Annotated in this window: 11 protein-coding genes and 1 pseudogene; 3 read left to right on the top strand and 9 right to left on the bottom strand. The window is 37.3% G+C overall.

The window, feature by feature from the left end:
- Positions 1–20: 20 nt before the first annotated feature.
- The 3 genes from chrA to IPI65_18655 form a co-directional block, all read right to left on the bottom strand.
- Positions 21–1,355: a chromate efflux transporter gene (gene chrA / locus IPI65_18665; GenBank protein MBK7443449.1), complete on the bottom strand. Its 1,335-nt coding sequence runs from the start codon at positions 1,353–1,355 to the stop codon at positions 21–23.
- A 58-nt stretch (positions 1,356–1,413) separates the two neighbouring features.
- Positions 1,414–1,815 (bottom strand): hypothetical protein, encoded by a 402-nt coding sequence (locus IPI65_18660; protein ID MBK7443448.1) that lies wholly within the window; start codon positions 1,813–1,815, stop codon positions 1,414–1,416.
- Positions 1,816–1,921: 106 nt separating this feature from the next.
- Positions 1,922–4,426: a carbohydrate binding family 9 domain-containing protein gene (locus tag IPI65_18655; GenBank protein MBK7443447.1), complete on the bottom strand. Its 2,505-nt coding sequence runs from the start codon at positions 4,424–4,426 to the stop codon at positions 1,922–1,924.
- Between the two features lie 172 nt (positions 4,427–4,598).
- Between IPI65_18655 and IPI65_18650 the strand changes: the two genes are divergently transcribed.
- Both IPI65_18650 and IPI65_18645 read left to right on the top strand, forming a co-directional pair.
- Positions 4,599–5,105, top strand: coding sequence for a hypothetical protein (locus IPI65_18650; protein ID MBK7443446.1), 507 nt, complete (start codon positions 4,599–4,601; stop codon positions 5,103–5,105).
- A gap of 10 nt (positions 5,106–5,115) precedes the next feature.
- Positions 5,116–5,805 (top strand): SOS response-associated peptidase, encoded by a 690-nt coding sequence (locus IPI65_18645; GenBank protein ID MBK7443445.1) that lies wholly within the window; start codon positions 5,116–5,118, stop codon positions 5,803–5,805.
- Here the strand turns inward: IPI65_18645 and IPI65_18640 are convergent.
- From IPI65_18640 to IPI65_18615, 6 genes and pseudogenes are all read right to left on the bottom strand, one after another.
- Positions 5,802–8,764 (bottom strand): annotated as a pseudogene (locus tag IPI65_18640) (DNA polymerase III subunit alpha). The gene IPI65_18645 and the pseudogene IPI65_18640 sit on opposite strands and share 4 nt — an antisense overlap.
- 845 nt (positions 8,765–9,609) lie before the next feature.
- Positions 9,610–10,749, bottom strand: coding sequence for a DNA polymerase IV (gene dinB, locus IPI65_18635; protein ID MBK7443444.1), 1,140 nt, complete (start codon positions 10,747–10,749; stop codon positions 9,610–9,612).
- 191 nt (positions 10,750–10,940) lie between these two features.
- Positions 10,941–12,170, bottom strand: a complete 1,230-nt coding sequence (locus tag IPI65_18630; protein MBK7443443.1) for an alanine dehydrogenase — start codon at positions 12,168–12,170, stop codon at positions 10,941–10,943.
- 20 nt (positions 12,171–12,190) lie between these two features.
- Positions 12,191–12,679 carry a hypothetical protein gene (locus IPI65_18625; protein MBK7443442.1) on the bottom strand — a complete coding sequence of 163 codons (489 nt, stop codon included), beginning with the start codon at positions 12,677–12,679 and terminating at the stop codon, positions 12,191–12,193.
- Positions 12,680–12,692: 13 nt separating this feature from the next.
- Positions 12,693–13,097, bottom strand: a complete 405-nt coding sequence (tsaE, locus tag IPI65_18620; GenBank protein ID MBK7443441.1) for a tRNA (adenosine(37)-N6)-threonylcarbamoyltransferase complex ATPase subunit type 1 TsaE — start codon at positions 13,095–13,097, stop codon at positions 12,693–12,695.
- 99 nt (positions 13,098–13,196) lie between these two features.
- Positions 13,197–14,750 (bottom strand): PglZ domain-containing protein, encoded by a 1,554-nt coding sequence (locus IPI65_18615; protein ID MBK7443440.1) that lies wholly within the window; start codon positions 14,748–14,750, stop codon positions 13,197–13,199.
- A 102-nt stretch (positions 14,751–14,852) separates the two neighbouring features.
- Between IPI65_18615 and IPI65_18610 the strand changes: the two genes are divergently transcribed.
- Entirely contained in the window at positions 14,853–16,079 is a 1,227-nt protein-coding gene (locus IPI65_18610; protein MBK7443439.1) for an HD domain-containing protein, read from the top strand.

Below are 16,079 nucleotides of genomic sequence, written 5' to 3'. Positions count from 1 at the left end.
ATAAATTTAAGGATACTTATTTATTTTACCAGAAAGGTTATTAACCCGAAAAGTGCACTGGCTCCCAACCAATACAACATGTTTACCTTAAAACGGTAAAGGGCTAAAAAACTAATAACAATCCAAATCAAATTGAGCCAGTTGAGTTCATCAAATCTTATAGCACTAAAACGATCATGGTGTTTACCAAATAACACGGCTTCCGCAAAATAGATGGTTAAATTGAGTATGACCCCTGTTACCGCAGCTGTCACAAAGCTCAAAACGGCTTTAACACCCTTATTTTGTTGCGTTTTTTCAATTAAGGGTGCACCTGCAAATATGAATAAAAAGCAGGGTAAAAATGTATAATAGGTTGTGGTAAGCAGTCCGATTGAGCCTGCTAATAAACTCCCTCCGGCATTACCATAAGCACCCATAAAGCCAACGAAAGCCAAAACCATAATTAGTGGTCCCGGTGTTGTTTCGCCCAATGCTAGTCCATCAATCATTTGCGGACTGCTCAGCCAGTGAAAATGTTCAACAGCTTGTTGGGCAACATAAGGTAATACTGCATAGGCTCCTCCAAAGGTTACAAAAGCGGCTTGTGTAAAAAACAAGTTTAATTGTCGCCAAAAAACAAAATCTCCCGAAAAAACAAAAAATAAAATAAATGGAGCCACCCATAATACCACAAACCAACTGAGTTGAATTATCAAATTTTTAACTTTAAAAGCGGCATGAGGAATTACACGTTCTGTTGTCAGGTAATATCCGCTTTCATCATCAGCTTTTTCTGATTTATTATTACCGGATTTTGAAAGGAAGTGGGGAGCGAATTTGTAAATTAAAAACCCCAATAAAATCGTAGCTACTATTATTATTGGGAATGCTATATGTAAAAAATAGATGGCAATAAAACTGAAAATGGCGACAGCAATATGCATAATGCTGATTAAAGATTTTTTACCAATTTTAATCATGGCAACAATTACTATTGCCACAACTGCCGGTTTTAATCCTTCAAAAATGGCATTTACGGCAGGAAGGGAACCAAAAGTTACATAAATAATACTTAATGCCAATAAAATAAATATGGAAGGAAGTATAAAAAATAAACCAGCTGCTAAACCGCCTTTTCTACCGTGTAATAGCCATCCTGTATAGGTTGCCAGTTGTTGTGCTTCAGGCCCCGGCAGTAACATGCAATAATTTAAAGCATGCAGAAATTTCTTCTCACTAATCCACTTTTTCTGGTCGACTAAAAACTCATGCATAATGGCAACCTGACCGGCCGGGCCGCCAAAACTAATCCACCCTAATTTTATCCAAAATCGGAGTGCTTCTTTAAAGGTCGGTTTTTGAATCTCGTTCACGAATTGTCAAAAAAAAACCGGGCATGAAATCCCGGCTTAAATATTTTAATCAAGTTAATTATTCAATTGAAATATCAGCTTCAGTTACTGTAAATGTGCAAGTATTATCAAAACCCTGGTCTGCTTCTTTAGTTGAAGATTCCCAGTTTGCAGCATCCTGGATATTTTTTGTGATCACAAATCCGGTATCAGTATCTAAAGTGAGTCTTGAAATATATAAATCACATTCCGCTACATCCGATTTGGTAACATCGCCAAAACTGTAAATAACCATACTGGTATTAGGTGCAATAATTACCGAATCGGTAAACGTAAATCCCCCTCCGGAATCAGAAGCATATAGGATTACATTTTTTGAACTATCGTTAATCAGGGTCTTTTCCCAAGTGGTATAAGGGTTACAAGCTGCAAAAATGATACATATTGCAGCAAACAATGTCAGGGTTATACTATTTCTCATATGGTTCGCTAAAAGTATAACCTTTGTTCCAAAAAACCAAAAACCGGCTTTTACCCTGATGTCACTATTTCATGACTTTTTAAGCCATATCACCATCTCCCATATTTTATGACTTATTGCGCTGTAAGTATTGATAATCAAGGTAATATATCAATTTTACACTTAAGCCATTTGACTGTGGAGTTTCAAAGGTTTTCCGCAAATTATCGAAATAATCGTCGAAACGAATGTCATCATATTGAAATATGTTGTTTTTCCAGATCAGGTTCAGGTAACTACCCGGGGCAAACTCCCATGCATAAACAAAGTCCACATTAAAAATATTGAAATTGATATCGTAATTACCGCTAAAGTCAGTTGCACCAAGGTTTCCATCTTCCTGAAGCAAATAAAACTCATGGTAAACTACTTTTCCCCAATACTGTCGCGCTCTGGCAAGAATATTCATCTTAGGACCAAAAATGTATTTAAACGATATTTCCTGGTCAATAGTAGTAACATGTCTGCGACCAAAAATACTGTTGTCCGCAGCATCAAAATCCACAAAACCGAAGTTATTATGGTCTTTACTCAAATTAATACCATGCGAAAGTGAAAATTTATCGTTTACATTCCAGGTGATATATTGCCCACCCCCATAATAAGGGTCATTTGCTAAAGGTGATTCACCAAAACTGATGTTCCAGTTAAAGGATAAATCTTTTCTATAATCAGAGCCACCCCAAAGGTTGATAAAAGTAAATGGCGCATGATAATATTTTCTTCCTTCATATCGTGGTTCATAAAAATCATACCACCACATCGGTTTTGAATATAAATTACCACCTACATTCCAAAAGTTTTTAAACTGACCATTAAAACCAAAATTGTAATTTATTTCCTGATATGCTAATGGTTCGGCTTGTAAGTTATAAGTAAATCCACCCCAGCTGCCGTAATTATAAAATACCCCTTTTTTAGGTTCCTGATTGTTGTAATTAAATCCAATGTAATTATTAATAAAATTGTCACCATACTGAATACCCATATCGCTATGATCGTAATCAGGACTGATTAATGCGTGACTAAAATTAAAATTCCATTTTTTATAAAATTGAGAAACACCTAAAATATAACTATATCCGTTTTTCGGTTCTTCAACTATTTCATTGTTTTCGTCATAATAAGGTTCAAACACCTGACTATAATTTCCAAATCCCCAAAAATTCCAGGTGTGTTTGGCATTGGTTATATCGTATAAACCTTGTGTAACATTGGCATCGCGGTAGATTCCGTCGCGCAGTGTATTGGTATTTGTGATACTTACTTTCGAATTGTTTTTTAATGCTTGTTCAAATACAAACATATTGTAATTGGTAAGTGGATTAGTTAATACCGTACGTTTTTCACCGGTTAGTGTGTCAGTTATTGTTGCATATTCTTCAGTTGCTATTGCATTAAAAACACCGATTCCAAGATTTTTATCTGTTCTTCCTGAAAATTTGGTTGCATTGATTAAACCGGTTTCAAATGGATTTTCTGTAACAATTTCATGTCGTTGAGTTTGATCATAAGCATCGTAATACATAAATGGTACGCCACCAATTCTGCGGGAGTAAAATAATCGGTCGCTTAAAAAATTAAATGTCTGATTAAAAATTTCCGTTCCTTCTGTAAAAAACGGGCGACGTTCATTAAACTGTTGTTCAAATGGTGATAAATTTAAAATCACATTATCACTTTGTACTTCTCCAAAATTCGGAATTAATGTTGCATCAATCGTAAAACTTTCATTGATACCATATTTTACATCTAAACCACCATTCAAAATATTATTTTGTTCATACGTAACATTTTCCGCATCCACATCTTCAGGTGTCCATTGAACACCTGCATTTAAATAAGGTGAAAAAGAAAGTCGGAGAGGAGGAACAATTTTTTCTAAACCGGTATAGGTTCCCCACTGATTTACAACACCCATTATTTTGGGATCCACCGGACTCCAGATAATATATTCTCCTGTGCTGTTTATGCTTCTGATCAACTGCAATCCCCAGTCCTGAACCTCTTTACTTGGGAAGCGAACTGCTGAATAAGGTATTTTTATTTCACAAACCCAACCTTCAGCATTCACCGAAACATCGCTCTGCCACACAGCATCCCAACTCATATCTCCATTGCTATTCAGAGAAATTCGTTGATCAGACTGAACCCCTGATGCAGAAACGGTAAACCGATATCCATTTAAATCATCATTATAAGTATCAAAACCAACTGCAAAATGGTCGGCATTCGAATAACCATCGCGTTCAGCTAATTGTCTGTTAATTGAAGCTGGTATCGAATCATACATCATTGCTCCAATATAGATAGCATCATTATCATAAATAACCTTTACTTCAGTCCGTTTTGATGGCGTTTTTCCATACTCCGGTAAAAAGGTCATATCTAATGTTGCAATTGGTGCACTTGTCCATGCCGCATCATCTAATTTCCCATCAATTTTTGGCGGGGTTGCTACTTTGAGCGATGCCAGTTTTGGTTTTGGAATAGTGTCTTGTTGCGCAGATAAGTCGATACCGAACGAAAGCAGTCCGGCAGTCAGTAGTGTGAATTGAAGCGAAAAACGCATTTGGATATTGGTTGTGATGCAAAGAACATATTTTTATTTGTTTAAATCAGTTAAGGTGATATTGTAATGCGTTAATTGATGGTTAAATGATGTTAATGAAATTAAACCATTGATTGCTAGTGTGTTGTAACTATGTATTCAATAAACCAATTTTAGTATCTTTACTACTACTATGCGTAAAATAATTTTGCTGTTTATACTTTTTGGTGCCGGTATTTCACTTAAAGCTCAAACAACTTTTACTGACCCAATAGCTTATAATGATTATATTATTGAGCAACAGCTTGTTGTTGGTGAAGCCATTGAGGCAATTTTTGATTTTGATTTACCAGACAGTGCATTAATTTGGGCAACATACGACCTGTCGTTAGTCATCGTGAAACAAGCAAATGCAAATATTAAATCACTTAAACCTTTTGAAGGTGACAGCACTTTTATTACAGCAGCAATTGAGTTATTTGCGTACTATGAAAAAACCTTTATCAATGATTACCCGGAATTTATCACATTCTTTTTAGAAGATGACCCATTAGAATCAGAAACTGAAGAAATGAATCAACGTATAGAATTTCTTGCAAACTGGGAATCAGAGTTAGATACCGTATTTACATTAGCGCAGGAAAATTTTGCGAAATCACATAATTTTACGCTCACAACTGATGAAGAAGAAGATTACTAACCTTTAATTTATGTGTTCAAGTTATACTACTAAATCGAAAACGAATAAGGAAGTGTATGAAAAAAATTACGGTAAACCCTGGCTTACCGATGATTTAGCTGTTGAAGAAAAATATCATGATGCTAGTGGAGAGGATGCTATTGGTTATCCCGGTTCACCAATGCCTGTTATTACTATTGAAAAACCGGATGTAATTCAGGCATATCAATTCGGATTTATCCCACACTGGTTATCTCCCGATAAACTAAATGAACAAAGAGCAACATTTAATGCCAGAATCGAAACCATAACTCAACTCGCCACCTGGCGCGATGCGTGGAAAAATGGTCAGCGCTGTTTAGTTTGCACAAACGGATTTTTTGAGCACAATAAACGCGAAAAACGCAAAATGTTTATTCATCTAAAAGATGAAGAATTTTTTTATTTCGGCGGAATATTTAATAATTATGTCAACAAACAATCCGGTGAAATAATTAAAACAATGGCTGTTGTTACAACGGCTTCAAATAGTTTAATAGCAGAAATTCACAGCCGCATGCCTGTTATGATTCAAAAAAACAATGCTGCTGCATGGATAGATTCCGGTGCTAGTCCGCAACATATTTTAATGCAATATAGTCACCCATTAAATCCATCATTTATGGTAATGGATTATGCCGACGATGCGCCAAAAACTGAAAAACAAGGCAGTTTATTTTAATCTTTTGGCAGCCACATTTTTAAGTGATACATCTCATTTACAATAAGTGTGTAAGCGCTGAAACTCTCCTGAATAGTGCCTTTTAGCAAATAACACGCTTTGCCTTTAAATCGATATTTTTTCGCTGAAGCAGGAAAATGTGCTGTGTCAAGCCAGTTGCCATCTTCATCTAAAAAAGTACCCAAATACATGTGTTCACCTTTTTTTGTAGCGGTATGTTTTGTGATAATCAGGTAGCCGATAATTTCAACTGTTGCACCTACATGTTTTGGAAAATCTTTAACGCGAATTAACCTTCGGTTATTTATTTGTGGATCATCAATTAAACCAAAAGGCGAAGTAAGCGGAAACCCTAACAATTTAATTTCATCCCATGCATCTTCACGTTTGTCGAGGTGTAATTCCGGAAACTGATATGGGGTAGGTGCTCCGGTATTAAAAAGTGTACTTGCAGGAATTGTTTTTTTCGATTTATTTAATCGCCGGTATGCCTCAATTAACAACTCGCGTTTAGCAATTCCGGTAAAACGAAATGCGTTAATGGTAATTAAAATTTCCAGTTGTTCCAGATTAATGGCCACACGCGTCATAAAATCATCAAAATCGTGAAACGGCCCATTGACAGCACGTTCAGCGAGTAACCGTTCAGCGACCTTACTTTCTAAACCGCTTAAATGAATAAAGCCAACATAAATTGTTTCTCCGTAAATGCATGTCGTATAATTACTTTTATTAACGCATGGCGCTTCTAAATGGGCACCGGCTTTTCGCGCTTCGTGTAAGTATAATTCTGCTGTATAAAATCCCCCGAAATTATTTACAACGGCAACCATAAATTCAAGCGGAAAATATGTTTTGAGATATAAACTCTGATAACTTTCCACCGCATACGAAGCAGAATGTCCTTTCGCAAAGGAGTAACCTGCAAAACTTTCAATCTGATGCCACACATCATCAATTAATGCTTTGCTGTAATTTAATGCATTACAATTTTCGAAATACTTTTGTTTGATGCGTTGAAATTCATCTTTGCTGCGGCTTTTCCCGCTCATGCCTCTTCTCAAAACATCGGCTTCACTTAAGGTGAGTTTGGCAAAATAGTGTGCCACTTTAATCACATCTTCCTGGTATACCATCACCCCATAAGTATCAGGCATAATATCACCCATTACAGGATGTATTCTGTTGCGCTGTTCCGGAAACCGGTGGCGTCGAATATATTCATCCATCATACCCGATTGCGCAACACCCGGGCGAATAATCGAACTTGCCGCCACCAGCGTTAAATAATTATCACACAATAATTTGTTCAACAAACTGCGCATGGCGGGCGATTCAATATAAAAACAACCGATGGTATTTCCTTTCACCAAATTTTGATTTAACAAAGGATCTTGTTTGAATTTTGCAACAGGTGTAATATCTATCGAAATACCCTTATTCGCCTGTACAATTTCAACGGCTTCTTTAATGTGGCCGAGCCCGCGCTGACTCAAAATATCGAATTTATACAAACCAATATCCTCTGCAACATGCATGTCAAATTGTGTGGTGGCAAACCCTTTGGGGGAAGATGTGTTGCGGTATAATAATAAATGGGTTGCTCCGAAAGTAATATCCCGCCGGCATGTATACTCAGGTAGTTCGGGTTGCCGTGCAGATAATTGCCGTACGAATAAATACTGCGTGCAATTTTATCCGGAATTTTTATGGCATCACCAAAAATACTTTCGCCATAATTTTTTACCATGGCATCTATTTCATATTTCGGCAAACCAAAAGTTTTGGCAACTTCGCGAATAAACGAGCGACTTTTAAACGTTGTGTAAGTAGTCAGCAGGGCAGTATGATCGTCGCCATGTTTTTTGAAAATATAATCGGTAACATCTTCACGGTCTTTCCACGAAAAATCTAAATCAAAATCCGGCGGTGTTGCTCTGAATAAATTGATAAACCGTTCGAAATATAAATCGAGTTCAATAGGGTCAACATCGGTTACACCAATACAATAGGCGATCAGACTGTTTGCCCCGCTGCCTCTGCCGATGGTAAAATAATTTTTACTTTTTGCATAGCGAATAATATCCCAGTTAATTAAAAAATAGGAGACGAACCCTTTTTGTATTACAATATCCAGTTCTTTATTTATCCTGTCCTGTACCGTTTTATTTATTTTCCCATATCGCGTAATTACCCCTTCATAAGTGAGTTGCAATAATTTATCGATATCATCTTTTTCGCTACCGGTAAATATGCGAATGTTTTTGTTGGTATGATATTCAAACGGAAAATCGCAATTGTCTATAAGCTGTTGCGCCTGTTCCAATAAATATTTTTCATCCATGAAATCCGCTGTCAACTGGTCGTAAGTTTCAAATTGATGCAGCGGATTATCAATATCTTCAGGAGTAAGTTTAGTGATTATCGTATTGCCATCAATTGCTCTTAGAATACGATGCGCATTAAAATCTTTTTTTGCAGCAAAGGTTACGGTATTTAATGCCACAAGTTTTTCTTTGGGGAGATGTTGTTTTTCGTATCGGAAGCGACTTAAATCTTTTTTTCTGATGCCTACATATTCATTATCACGCAAATGAAAAATAATTCCCGACTGATAAGGATAAATAATATAAACATGCTCAAACTCAGGCGCCATGGGAGGGATGGGCAATTTCAATTTCAGGAACCCGGACAAATACCTATTCAATTCTGCAAACCCATGCGGATTTTTTGCGATGCCGATAAATAAAGTTGTATTTCCATTTTTAAATTCAATTCCACATTTTACATCAATATTAAATTTTTTCGCATCAGCCAATATCTCAAACCATCCCGAAGTATTATTAATATCACTCAGCACAAAACTATGCACACCTCTTGCACTCGCTTCCTGAAGCAATTTTTCCGGCGTCATAATCCCGAAACGAAGACTGTATGCAGAGTGGGTGTTTAGATACATTTTTTTAATTAGCAAATTGGTTAATTAGCTGATTAGCAAATGGGTTCATCGACCAATTGAACAGTATACTCCAAACCGGCTGTTTAATTAGCACATTAACACATCAGCACATAAGCACATTAGTTCTAGCAAATTAGCAAATGGGTACGTCGTCCGATTGAACTTGCGGAGTTAATTAGCAAATTAGCAGATGGGATTCATCGTCCAATTGAACATTATGCTCAAAACCGGTACTTAAATTAGCGAATTAGCAACTGTGCTTTAATTCTTCGAATGAATAGCTATCTCAAAACCGGCTGTTAATTAGCACATCAGCATCCGCCGCGGCGGACGCATTAGCACATTAGCAATAGTAATTCGCAAATGTGCTTCATTCTCCGAGTGAAAACACAACTCAAAACCGGCTGTTCAATTGGTAGATTTGCACATCGGTACATTGGTACATTAATCTGCTCCGAATGAACAGCTATCTCAAAACCGGCTGTTCAATTGGTACATTTGCACATCGGTACATTGGTACATTAATCTGCTCCGAATAAACTGCTATCTCAAAACCGGCTGTTCATCGGTACGGGTAATCTGCTCCGAATAAACTGCTATCTCAAAACCGGTGTTCATTGGTACATGCACATCGGGGTAATCTGCTCGAATGAACAGCTATCTCAAAACCGGCTGTTCAATTGGTACATTTGCACATCGGTACATTGGTACATTAATCTGCTCCGAATAAACTGCTATCTCAAAACCGGCTGTTCAATTAGCACATCAACACATTAGCACATCAGCACATTAATCTCCGTGTTAATTAGCATCAACATCCGCCGCGGCGACACATCAGCACATTATCACCCAACCCGTTTAATAGCCCCTTCCCCATACCTTTTTCTTAATAAATCCATTTCTTGATAAAGTTTAATGATATGTTCTGAATCTTCTAATAAATTAATTTGATATCCACCACTTACCAAACCTGAAAAACGTACACCTATTAACCGGATTAACACACGACGGTCGTATAGTTTTTCAAAAAGGTCTTTTACAATTTTTATTAAAGTGTGATCAGCAGAAGTGTATGGAATTCGCAACTGTTTCGTATGCGTTTCAAAATCGGAATATCTTATTTTCACAGATACATTTGAGGTGAGCTTATTCTCCCGCCGCAACTGATAAGCCAGGCGCTCCGTCATCCCCGCCAAAATTGTTTTCATCCGCTTCACATCTATCGTATCCGTTTCAAATGTTTCTTCACTTGAAATAGATTTGCGCTCCGTGTAAGGTGTTACCGGCGAATTATCAATCCCGTTTGCCTTTTTCCATATCGTTTTCCCATTCTCCCCCAGAATATTATCCATAATTTCCAGAGGCATCTCCTGAACCGTCTTGATTTTTACTATGCCCATTTTACGCAACAACTGCGCTGTAACCTCCCCAACCATCGGAATCTTCCTCACCGACAATGGCGCTAAAAACGTTTTTTCAATCCCATATTCTATCTTCAGGTGATTATTCGGCTTCGCTTCCCCCGTGGCTACCTTCGATACCGTCTTGTTTTCCGATAACCCAAACGACAGCGGCAGGCCCGTCTCCCGTATCACCTTATTCCGAACCTCCTGCATGTAACCATACGTCCCGAAAAATTTATCCATCCCACTCATGTCAATATAAAATTCATCTATCGACGACTTCTCATACAAGGGCACCTTCTCCTGAATAATATCCGTAACCATGTTCGAATACTTCGAATAATGCTCATAATCACCACGAACTATTATGGCTTCGGGACATAACATCTTCGCCTGACGCATCGGCATCGCTGAATGGACCCCAAACGCCCGCGCTTCATAACTGCACGACGCCACCACCGCACGATCACCCGTTCCTCCAACCAACACCGGCTTATGCATCAAACGCGAATCTTTTAATCGCTCCACCGAAACAAAAAAGGTGTCCAAATCCATATGCACCACCACACGCTCAACTCCCATAATGACCTCCAACTTTGAAAGTCAAATATAATGACATCTTGTTGACATTTTCAATAAAATTGTCAAAAAAAGTTATAAACATCAATAAAATAAGGAAAGTTATAGTCAGTATAACTGACACGCCCGGAAATGCAGAAAAAGCTCAGGGATTAATCCAAATCTCATACCAGATTTGAAAACCGGGAAATCAATTACATCGAACTCGTAATCAGTAAATTGATATCGGTAAATTTTAAGCCCATTTTTTGACCCAAATACTGATTGGTCAAATGGCCTTTGTAGATATAAACACCATGGCGAACGCCGGGTAAAATGCGAATCAGGTTTTCTAATCCCCCATACTCATTAAACTGCATTAACGTGCTCGCCGTTATATTACTAATCGCATAACTCGCTGTTCTCGCAACCCGCGAAGCGATATTGGGCACACAATAGTGAATTACATCATGTTTAATAAAGGTAGGCTGATCATGCGTGGTAACTTCACTGGTTTCAATACATCCACCCTGGTCGATACTCACATCTATAATCACACTGCCGGCTTTCATCTCCTGAACCATAGCCTCCGTAACAATTACCGGCGACCGGCCATTTTCTGAATGAATGGCACCAACCACAACATCTGCAGTACGAATATCATTTAACAAACGTCGGTTATTAATAACTGAAGTGTAAAACCGTTCACCGATATTATTTTGTAAACGCGATAATTTATATACGTTGTTGTCGTAAATTTTTACGGTAGCACCTAAACCTAATGCAGCGCGGGTGGCAAACTCACCAACTACACCTGCTCCTAAAATAAGCACCTGTGTTGGCGGAATACCCGATAATCCGCCCAACAAATAGCCGCGACCATGAACAGCATCTGCCAACAATTCACTGGCTATTAATATGGCACTGCTGCCCGCAATTTCACTCATGCAACGAACAAATGCATAAGTATTACTTTCATCTTTAATATATTCAAATGCCAATGCCGTTACCTGTTTTTTAGATAACTCATGTATAATTTCCTTTTTTAAAGTAGGTAAATGCAGTGGTGAAATTAAAACCTGACCATGTTTAAATAAGGCCATTTCATCTTCAGTAGGGGGAGTTACTTTTAAAATAATATCCGCCTCAAAAACCTGCTTGCGGTCGTAATAAATTTGTGCGCCGGCTTCACTGTAATCTTTATCGCTGAACCTTGCGCCATCACCAGCTTTCGATTCAATTACAATACGGTGCCCCTGCGCTACAAGGGTTTCAACACTATCCGGCGTTAATGGCACACGGTTTTCCTGAAATGCAATTTCTCGCGGAATGCCAATAAATAATCGCTGTTTTTTATTGTCAACCTCTGCGTATTTTTCCAACGTTTGCAAACCGGCAGCCGCAGCCAGTTCTGATATGATAGATTTAGGCGTCTGCTCACTCATGTTTTAAAGATACAATAATTTTATTTTTCTGCATTTGTTAGTGCCTGTAGTCGTAATATTTTTTTACGTGTGAAGTATAAAACCAAAATGCCAATTACACCAAAACTGCAATCTATTATCTGATGGTAAAAAGGAATGCCCCGAACCGGACCGAAAATAAATGCAACCGGAAAAATAATTGCACAACTCCACATTGCCCATTCTATAATCCAGATATTTTTTATCGGATTGCGATATACACCAATAAATAAAATTGCAATAATTACATGTGCATACGCCAACCAGTCGATACCATAAATAATATACGGATACGCAGCATTAGTTGCAGATAAACCCGAATACACATTTTTTATCCATCCATTTAACCAACCCGGAAAATATTGTTCATGTGCCATTAGCCATTTTAATTCGGCTAACAACGGAATTGCAGTAATGCCCGCAAATAATAAACCGAACATAAAAAATAAAATAAGTATTCTGATTTGCCGGAGTAATATTTTCGATTGCATAAATATTTTTTTATTACCAGGTAAGATGTAATTTCCGGGAATTTGCATCTAATGTTGTAATTTTTATTCTTGCAAATTCATATTCATCTAAAATTTCTTCCACCAGCTCCGGCCATTCAATAAATACATAATTATTGGTTTCAAGATATTCAAGAAATCCAATACCTTCCAGTTCTTCCGTTTTCTGAATACGAAATAAGTCAAAATGATAAATGGTAGAATTTCCGATATAGGTATTTACAATTGCAAAAGTGGGAGAGGAGGTGGTTTCCGTTACACCCAATGCCGAACACAATGCTTTAACAGTAGTGGTTTTACCTGCACCCATTTGTCCATAAAAAGCAATATTTTTTTTGGGGGAGATGGCATGTAAAATAGCCTGCGCAATTTCGGGTAAGCCATCAACATTATCTATAATCCATGTTTGTTCCACCCTGCAAAAATAAAATAATCATGGCGTTTTACCATGATTATTTCAATTTGTCTGTAAATCATCCAGATGGATGCCGCAGTTACGTTAAAAGTTCTCAAAAACAGCAAACGGTACTATCATCTCTTCTAAACTGACACCACCGTGCTGAAACGTATTTTTAAAATAATTTACGTAGTAATTATAATTGTTTGGATATGCAAAAAAACAATCTTCTTTTGCAAAAATAAAGGTGCTGCTGATATGTTGTTTTGGTAACCCTGCTTCACCCGGATTTTTAACCTCAAAAACATCCTTTTTGTTATACTGTAAATTTTTACCGCTTTTATAACGAAGGTTAGTTGTTGCATTTCTGTCCGCCACAACTTTACTTGGTGTATTTACACGAATAGTTCCGTGATCGGTTGTAATAATTACGCGCACTTTTTTAGTTGCAAGTTTGCGCAAAGCATTATGCAAAGGTGAATGATCAAACCACGAACGTGTTAACGAACGATAAGCCGTTTCATCACTCGCCAACTCTTTCAACACTTCCATTTCTGTTCGCGCGTGCGATAGCATATCGACAAAATTGTAAACAATTGCATTAAAATCACTCGTCATTAAATTGAGAATGTTTTCTTCTAATTGTTTCCCTTCAGCGTGATTTAATATTTTGTGATATGTGTATTTAAAGTTTAACCGATTTCTGATAATCTGATCTTTTAAAAATTCAGGTTCCTGCATATTTTTTCCGCCTTCATCTTCATCGTTCAACCATAATGAGGGTAAACGTTTTTCGATTTCACTCGGCATCATGCCGGCGAAAATGGCGTTACGTGCATATTGTGTGGCAGTAGGTAAAATGCTGTAGAAATAATCTTCTGATTTTAATTTAAATAACTCGGTAATCATCGGTTCAATTATTTTCCATTGGTCGAACCGCAAATTATCAATTAATACAAAAAATGTCGGCACTTTATCTGTCATTAATGGAAATACTTTTTCCTGTAATAAATTATGCGACATTACCGGGCCTTTGGTTTTTCCATTTACCCAGTTCAAATAATTTTTATCAATAAATTTTCCAAACTCAACATTCGCTTCTGCCTTCTGGGAAGTTAAAACATCCTTCATGTTTGTGGCACCGGTTTTATCCAGTTGTATTTCCCAGTGAATCAGTTTTTTATATATATCAAACCACTGTTCCGAATCAAGTGTATCCTGTAAAGTGAAAAATATTTTCTGAAATTCTTTCTGATAATTACTGTCTGTTTTTTCTGAAACCAAACGTTTATTATCAATAATTTTTTTAACCGTAAGCAATATCTGCTGCGATTTAACCGGTTTAATTAAATAATCACTGATTTGTGAACCAATTGCCTCTTCCATTAAACCCTCAGTTTCGTTTTTGGTAATCATAACAATCGGTATGGCAGGGCGTTTTTCCTTAATCAGTTGAAGTGTCTCCAATCCCGATAGTCCCGGCATCCCTTCATCAAGAAATATTAAATCCAGCTTTGGATCAATACATTTGTCAATGGCATCCTGCCCATTACTTACCGCAACTACATCATAACCCTTTTCTTCTAAAAACAGGATTTGCGGTTTTAATAAATCAATCTCATCATCAGCCCATAAAATGGTTATATCATTCTTCATAAATAAAGTAATTTTGCAACGTTCAAATAAAAAACAAAGATAGATGTATATCTGCTTTGCTACACTTTAAGGTAAGTAAAAACTGACAATAAACAAAAGGTTTTGAATAAAAGAAAAATTATAAACGATCCGGTTTACGGTTTTATTACCATTCCCTACGAAATAATATTCGATATTGTTGAACATCCCTGGTTTCAGCGTCTCCGTCGTATACAGCAGTTGGGGCTTAGTCATTTGGTATACCCGGGTGCTATGCATACACGTTTTCACCATGCCCTCGGTGCTATGCATTTAATGGGTAAAGCTATTCATGTGTTGCGTTCAAAGGGTAAAGAAATTACTGAAAAGGAAGCAGAAGCAGTTACGATCGCAATTTTATTGCACGATATCGGTCATGGTCCGTTCTCACATGCCCTTGAAAAAACCATCCTCACCAATGTGCACCATGAAGAGATGTCTATTTTGTTCATGAAACAACTGAATATTGAACTCAACAACCGTTTAAGTCTCGCTATTGACATTTTCACCAATACCTATCACAAACGATTTTTACATCAATTGGTCTCCAGTCAGCTGGACGTCGACCGACTTGATTATTTAACGCGGGACAGCTACTTTACCGGTGTTCATGAGGGTGTAATCGGTTATGACCGGTTAATAGAGATGATGGATGTTGAAGATGATGAACTAGTTATTGAACATAAAGGCATTTATTCGGTAGAAAAATTTATAATTGCCAGAAGGGTGATGTACTGGCAGGTTTATTTACACAAAACCGTGATTTGTGCGGAGCAAATGCTCATTAAAACCCTGAAACGGGCAAAATATCTTGCAAAGAGTGGAACTTCACTTTTTGCGACCCCTGCTTTGCATTTTTTTCTTTATCACGATGTCGAATTAAAAGATTTCAACAGCGATCGTGACATGTTGGACAGATATGCACGTCTTGATGATATGGACATTTATGCCTCATTAAAAGAGTGGCAATTTTGTGATGATAAGGTGCTTTCGTTTTTGAGTTATGGCATTATAAACAGAAAATTATTCAGAATTGAGCTTGAAAATGAGCCTATTTCTGCCCAGAAAATCAATAAAATTACCACTTCTGTAAAAGCAGCCTATAATATTGAGGATGAATTCGATTTGCAGTATTATGTATTTAATGATGTAACCACCAACAGTGCTTATAATTTGGAGGCCAATAATATCAATATCAAGTTGCGGTCAGGGAAGGTTACAGATGTGACCCATGCCAGCGACCATCTCAACCTTGCTGCTTTGGCTGATACCGTTGTAAAGCATTATATTTGCTACCCGAAAGAAAATTGA

This window comes from Bacteroidota bacterium (assembly GCA_016706255.1).
Classification (GTDB): domain Bacteria; phylum Bacteroidota; class Bacteroidia; order Chitinophagales; family BACL12; genus UBA7236.
The sequence above is the reverse complement of the archived record's forward strand: the minus strand, read 5'-3'. Positions and strand labels throughout refer to the sequence as shown.